The sequence below is a fragment of the Streptomyces sp. S6 genome (assembly GCF_054880855.1).
This window is the reverse complement of the sequence record NZ_JBTYMC010000374.1, coordinates 1-5,788: the sequence shown is the minus strand read 5'-3', so window position 1 is coordinate 5,788 and position 5,788 is coordinate 1. Positions and strand designations below refer to the sequence as shown.

6 protein-coding genes are annotated in these 5,788 nt (G+C 72.5%); 4 read left to right on the top strand and 2 right to left on the bottom strand.

Features of this window, described 5'->3' with window-relative positions; genetic code table 11:
- Positions 1 to 116: 116 nt before the first annotated feature.
- The 4 genes from ACVNF4_RS31525 (at position 117) to ACVNF4_RS31510 (ending at position 4,520) form a co-directional block, all read left to right on the top strand.
- On the top strand, positions 117 to 1,730 hold the full coding sequence (locus ACVNF4_RS31525; RefSeq protein WP_461806298.1) for a hypothetical protein: 1,614 nt from the start codon (positions 117 to 119) through the stop codon (positions 1,728 to 1,730).
- A gap of 92 nt (positions 1,731 to 1,822) precedes the next feature.
- Positions 1,823 to 2,722: a metal-dependent hydrolase gene (locus ACVNF4_RS31520; RefSeq protein WP_461806297.1), complete on the top strand. Its 900-nt coding sequence runs from the start codon at positions 1,823 to 1,825 to the stop codon at positions 2,720 to 2,722.
- The gene (locus ACVNF4_RS31515) at positions 2,722 to 3,774 is read left to right on the top strand and encodes a PDR/VanB family oxidoreductase (RefSeq protein ID WP_461806296.1); all 1,053 of its coding nucleotides are present in this window, start codon (positions 2,722 to 2,724) and stop codon (positions 3,772 to 3,774) included. The genes ACVNF4_RS31520 and ACVNF4_RS31515 overlap by 1 nt, the downstream gene beginning before the upstream one ends.
- Positions 3,775 to 3,830: 56 nt before the next feature.
- Positions 3,831 to 4,520 carry a TetR/AcrR family transcriptional regulator gene (locus ACVNF4_RS31510; protein ID WP_461806295.1) on the top strand — a complete coding sequence of 230 codons (690 nt, stop codon included), beginning with the start codon at positions 3,831 to 3,833 and terminating at the stop codon, positions 4,518 to 4,520.
- A gap of 21 nt (positions 4,521 to 4,541) precedes the next feature.
- Here the strand turns inward: ACVNF4_RS31510 and ACVNF4_RS31505 are convergent, their stop codons facing one another.
- Both ACVNF4_RS31505 and ACVNF4_RS31500 read right to left on the bottom strand, forming a co-directional pair.
- A complete protein-coding gene (locus tag ACVNF4_RS31505; protein WP_461806294.1) occupies positions 4,542 to 4,895 on the bottom strand; it encodes a 5-carboxymethyl-2-hydroxymuconate Delta-isomerase in 354 nt (117 codons plus the stop codon).
- A gap of 52 nt (positions 4,896 to 4,947) precedes the next feature.
- A partial coding sequence (locus ACVNF4_RS31500) for a PP2C family protein-serine/threonine phosphatase (protein ID WP_461806293.1) occupies positions 4,948 to 5,788 on the bottom strand: 841 nt, incomplete at its 5' end.

Below are 5,788 nucleotides of genomic sequence, written 5' to 3'. Positions count from 1 at the left end.
GAACCAGGTCGAGTGGATCCTGCGGGACTCCGGCTGCGTCGGGGTCGTCGTGGAGGACGAGGCGACCGTGATGACGGTCGGTTCGGTGTGCGCGGGCCTGAACCGGCTGCGCGGGGTTGCCGCTGAAGCGCCGGGCGTGGCCGAAGCGGGCGCAGTTCCCGCCGCTGCTGCCGCAGGTGCGGGGGCTGCGGCTGTTCCCTCGGTCGGGCGGAGCCGACGAACTCGCCCTGGAGCAGCGGCTGTCGGAGCTGGACGGCCCGGCGCGGGCGGCGTTCGCGCTGCGCGGCCTCGAACAACTCCCCGACGGCGACGTCCGGAAGGTCCTCGGGGAGTGCGGGGTCGAGGCGATCGACGCGGCGTTGCGCGAGGCGGGCGAGGTGGACGCGGAGTACACGCTGCTCGACTCCCCCGAGTTCGACCCGTGTTCGCTCCAGGCCCGCCCGACGGACCTGATGCGCCGCCGCCAGCACGGCCGGGCGGCGCTCGCGGCGGGTGCCGCGCTCCTGGTGTGCGGGGCGCTGGTGGCGCTGCCGGGCGGCGGCTGGGGTCCGGACGGCGCGGCGGCCCCGTCGTACGCCAAGAACCCTGCGGCGGAGGCCGCGTTGGACCCGGGGCGGCTGGTGAAGGTCTCGCCGGTGGCGTGGAGGACGTCGTCGCGCACGGACTTCTCGGCGTGGCCCGCGCGCGGTGAACTCACCGGTGACGACGCCCTGCTGCATCGCGCGCTCGCGGTCTGGGCGCGTCCCGGTGAACAGGTCCACGTATCGGCGACCCCCGACACCCCGACCGGCGGCCCGGCGGGCCCGCCCCAACTCCTGTACGCGGGAACGGTGGACAACGCCCGCGTGGTGATCCTGTACGACGGTCTGCGCATCGCCCGTTACGCCGAGCCGAAGGACGGCACGGCCGGGGCGGCGCTGGACTTCGCCCGGGTGGACGGCGCGTCCGGCGCCGAGGCGGGCGCGGTCGTGCTGGGCCGCGCCGACGGCAACGTCCGTTTCCTGACGGCCCCTTGGGTCACCAAGGCCGGTGAGCGGGACCTGTCGAAGCCGGGCGCCGGGGTGATGGACCTGACGCTGACCGGCGGGGTGACGTCCCCGACGGTCTCCCCGGCGACCAGGCAGGGCACCTGCACCGGGTGGAACGTCCTGGAGCTGACCGGCGGCGAGGGCCGTCAACTCCTCAGCGACCTGGGTGAGTTGGTCCCGGCGCGGCTCACCTCGGGGAAGCCTGGCGCGGGGCGGGACGCGACCGGTGCGGAGGCTCTCAAGACCTGGGCGCCGTACGCGTGTTCGCTGGCCGACGCGCGGGCGCAGGGCGTACGGGCCGTGAACGTCTGGCAGTTCGCGCGCCAGCCCTTGCCGGACGGGACGGGGTCGGCGGAGTGGGTGTGCACGCGTGCGGAGACCTGGCGGGGTGACGGGGCGCGGGCGCTGGCCCAGTTCCACACGCCGGAGGGGCTGATCGGAGCGGCCGTCGCGCGGGCGGTGGACGTGCCCGCGTGCGGTCCGCGTGATCCGCATGTGCTGGCCGGGGCGCTGTGGAAGTCGAAGGCGGGGCACTGGTTCCTGCTCGCCGCTGGGGACAAGGACACGGCGTCGGTGCGCACCGAGGGCGGGCTCAAGGTCTCGAAGCAGGGCAACCTCCTCGCCGCCCGTACCGAGCAAGGGGTGCAGGCGAGCCTGGCGGGGACGCTGAAGAGCGGGAAGGCCGTCCAGGGGCTGCGGTAAGGGCCGTGGCCGGCGACCGACGGAAATCGGTTGCTGAAATTCGGGCGTGCGCGGGGGTTCACCCCTGGCCTACCCATCAGTACATTGACATTATGTCTAACAAGCACGAGCCCCGGCCGGTCGAGGGCGAGCGGGTCGACCTCAAGGCGCGGAAGGTGTCGTTCTCCTGGGAGGACACCCCGCTACACTGGGTGCCCGGGGACCCCTTCAGCACGCACACCATCAATGTGCTGCACCTCCTGCTGCCGGCGGGCGAGCGGTGGTTCGTGCACGTCTACCGGCAGGTCCTGCCGTACATCCGGGACGAGCGGCTGCGCGCGGACGTCATCGGGTTCATCGGGCAGGAGGCGATGCACTCGCAGGCGCACGACGAGGTCCTCCCCCACCTGCGGGAACAGGGCCTCGACCCGACGCCGTACACCGCGCAGGTGGACTGGATGTTCGAGAAGCTCCTCGGCGACCGGACCCTCCCGCCGGGGCGGGCGCGGCGCTGGTGGCTGATGGAGCGGGTGGCGCTGATCGCGGCGATCGAGCACTACACGGCGTTCCTCGGGGACTGGGTCCTGAACGCCGAGGAGCTGGACCGGCGGGGCGCCGATCCGATGATGCTGGACCTGCTGCGCTGGCACGGCGCGGAGGAGGTCGAGCACCGCTCGGTCGCGTTCGACCTGTTCATGCACGTCGACGGCGGGTACCGGCGCCGGGTGCGGACGTGGGCGACGGCGTTCGCGACGCTGGTGTTCCTGTGGCAGCGCGGGACGCGGTACTTCATGGAGAACGACCCGAGCGTCCTGGGCGGAAAAGCGAGCGTGAAGGCTTTCTACCTGAGCGGCAGGCAGGGGACGCTGCCCGCGACGGGTGACCTGCTCAAGTCGATCCCGCGCTACCTCAGCCACGCCTACCACCCCTCGCAGGAGGCGTCGACCGCGCAGGCCGTCGCCTACCTCGCGACGTCCCCGGCCGCGCTCGCCGCCGAGAAGAGGGCCGCCTGATGGGGTCCCGTCTTTTCCCGGCGCCCCGGCTGCGGACGGTGGTGGCAGTCGCCGGCGCGGCACTGCTGGTGAAGCGCTCGCTGCGCCGCCGCATCCGGTCCTCGCCGCTGTGGCCGATGCCCGCGCTGGACGAGCCGGTCTCCGGGCGGCCTCGCACACGCGGGCTGCGACTGCTGATCGCGGCGCACGAGACGGTCGCCGAAGGTGTCGTCCGACTGCGCCTCGAAGGGCGGGACTTGCCGCGCTGGGAGCCGGGTGCGCATCTCGATCTGGTGCTGCCGTCGGGGCTCGTCCGGCAGTACTCGCTGTGCGGGGACCCGGCGGACACCTCGGCGTACACGGTCGCCGCACGGCTCGTCGAGGACGGGCGGGGCGGGTCGCGGGAGGTGCACGAAGGGCTCCGGGTGGGCGACGAGGTCGAGGTGCGGGGGCCGCGCAACCGCTTTCCGCTCGTTTCCGGCGCCCCCGCGTACGTGTTCGTCGCGGGCGGGATCGGGATCACGCCGATCCTGCCGATGCTGCGGGCGCTGCCGGCGGGCGCCGAGTGGCGGTTGCTGTACTGCGGCCGGTCGCGGGCGTCGATGCCGTTCCTGGCGGAGGTCGGGGAGTTCGGGGCGGACCGGGTGACGGTGGTCGAGGGACGGCCCGAACTGGACTCGCTGCTCGGGGAGTTGACGGAGGGGACGGCCGTCTACTGCTGTGGGCCCGAGGGGCTCGCGCGGGCGGTGGAGGAGCGGGTGCCGGGGGTGCGGCTCGAACGGTTCGGCGGGAGTGGGCCGTTGACCGACGGGACGGCTTTCGAGGTCGAACTCCGGCGCAGTGGACGGGTGGTGAAGGTTCCGGCCGGTTCGTCGGTGCTGGCCGCCGTGCGCAAGGAGTTGCCGGACACGCTGTACTCCTGTGAGCAGGGGTTCTGCGGGACGTGCCGCCAGCGGGTTCTGGAGGGTGAGGTGGACCATCGGGACGAGCTGCTCACCGATGAGGAGCGCGCCGACTCGCTGCTGATCTGCGTCTCGCGGGCGCGCGGCGGGCGTCTTGTGCTCGACTTGTGAACGTCCGTACCGGTCCGGGCGGTTGGCGCGGGGTGGGGCTCGGTAAAGTTGCCGTCATGACAACCGGGGTGCGTCGGAGAATGGGCGTCGACGAGCGACGGCAGCAGCTGATCGGCGTCGCGCTCGAACTGTTCGCCCAGCGTTCCCCGGACGAGGTGTCGATCGACGAGATAGCAGCGGCGGCCGGTATCTCCCGGCCGCTGGTGTACCACTACTTCCCGGGCAAACTCAGCCTGTACGAGGCCGCGTTGAAGCGCGCGTCGGAGGATCTGGCGAGCCGGTTCGCGGAGCCGCGGGAAGGCCCGCTCGGCACCCGGCTGCTGCGGGTCATGCGGCGCTACTTCGACTTCGTCGACGACCACGGCCCCGGGTTCGCCGCCCTGTTGCGCGGTGGCCCGGCGGTGGGTTCCTCGACGACGAACGCGCTCATCAACTCCGTGCGCCAGCAGGCGTACGAGCACATCCTGTCGCACCTGGGCATCAGCGACCCGCCGCCCCGGCTCGAACTGCTCGTCCGCTCCTGGATCTCCCTCGCCGAGTCGACGGCCCTGATCTGGCTGGACGGCCGGCGCATCCCCCGCGAGGAACTCCAGCTCCAACTCGTCCACGACTTCGCCGCGTTGACGGCCGTGACCGCCGCGTTCGACGAGGAGCTGAAGGAGCTGCTGCGCCCGGTGCTGAGCGGAGAGCCGGCCGACGGCCCGTTCGGGATGCTGGCGGTCCGGCTCATCGCGCTGGCGTCGTAAAGGCGGTTGCCCGCCGGGGAGTTACCGCTGGAGCTTCTTGTACGACGGGTCCAGTTCCCGGACTTCGGCGGAGGCGTGCAGGGCGATCCCTTCGTCGGCGATGTGCTTCTTGAGCAACTCCAGCACAGCGGCGGTCAGTTCGGCCTTGACCTCGGGGGTGCGGCCGGCGAGGAGACCGAGGGTGACGTGCACGATGCCGTGGCCCTCCCCCTCGTACCCGAAGGCGGAGTACTCGGCGGCGCGGAACTGGGTCTTGCATGCCTCCGGTTTGGCGGCGGCGATCTCGACGACCGCGGTGTGCAGGTCGCGGGCGAACGCGGCGCGGTCGAAGGCCGGGGTGAGTTCGGCGGAGTGGTCGACGGTGATCTGAGGCATGGCGGAACTCCTTGTCGGACGGCTTCCGCCACCTTAACCTCGCGGGGATCGGCTACCTCAGGCGCAGCGCGAGCATCGCGATGTCGTCCTCCCTGCCGTCCGCGAAGCAGGACAGCAGCAGGTCGCAGAGGGTGTCGAGGCCCTCGGCGGCGCCCGCGGCGATGGTGCGGAGCCGCTCCAGAGAGAGCGCGAGGTCGGTGCCGCGGGTCTCGACGAGGCCGTCGGTGACCATCAACAGCCGTTGTTCAGGGCCGAGTTGGAGTTCGACGGGGGCCGGTCTGGGCAGGCCGAGGCCGAGCAGCGGGCCGCTCGCCTCGACGTACTCGGCGGCGCCGTCACCGATCACCAGCGGCGGGATGTGACCGGCGTTCGCGACGCGGACCCGGCCGGTGTCGGGGTCGATCAGCGTCAGGCAGACGGTCGCGGTGAGTTCGGGGTGGTAGCGCTGGAGCATGCGGTCGAGGCGGGCCGCGAGGACACCGGGGTCGCCGTTCTCGATGCAGTAGGCGCGCAGGGCGTGCCGGATCTCGACCATGACCGTCGCCGCGTCCAGGGAGTGCCCGACGACATCGCCGACGGCCGTCAGCACACCCTGGCCGGTGGTGAGCGCGGCGTAGAAGTCGCCGCCGATCTCGGCCTCCAGGGAGGCAGGCACGTACCGCACCTCGACGTCCACGCCCGGGAGTTTCGGCAGGCAGGCGGGGCGGGGCAGGAAGCTGTGCTGGAGGGTGAGCGCGACGTTCCGCTCGACCTGGTACATCAGCAGGGGTTCGGCGGCCAGCGCGGCGGCCTGCGCGAGCCGGGCGAGGAGTCCGTCGTCCTCGGTGTCGGCGTCCGGGTCGGGGGCGTGCACGGGGGGCGCGGGCATCGCCACGCACACCTGCGTGCGCCGG

Excerpts from the sequence above, each read along its gene's own strand:
- ACVNF4_RS31505 (WP_461806294.1), bottom strand. The coding sequence starts at position 4,895 with ATGCCTCAGATCACCGTCGACCACTCCGCCGAACTCACCCCGGCCTTC.
- ACVNF4_RS31520 (WP_461806297.1), top strand. The coding sequence starts at position 1,823 with ATGTCTAACAAGCACGAGCCCCGGCCGGTCGAGGGCGAGCGGGTCGAC.
- ACVNF4_RS31510 (WP_461806295.1), top strand. The coding sequence starts at position 3,831 with ATGACAACCGGGGTGCGTCGGAGAATGGGCGTCGACGAGCGACGGCAG.
- ACVNF4_RS31515 (WP_461806296.1), top strand. The coding sequence starts at position 2,722 with ATGGGGTCCCGTCTTTTCCCGGCGCCCCGGCTGCGGACGGTGGTGGCA.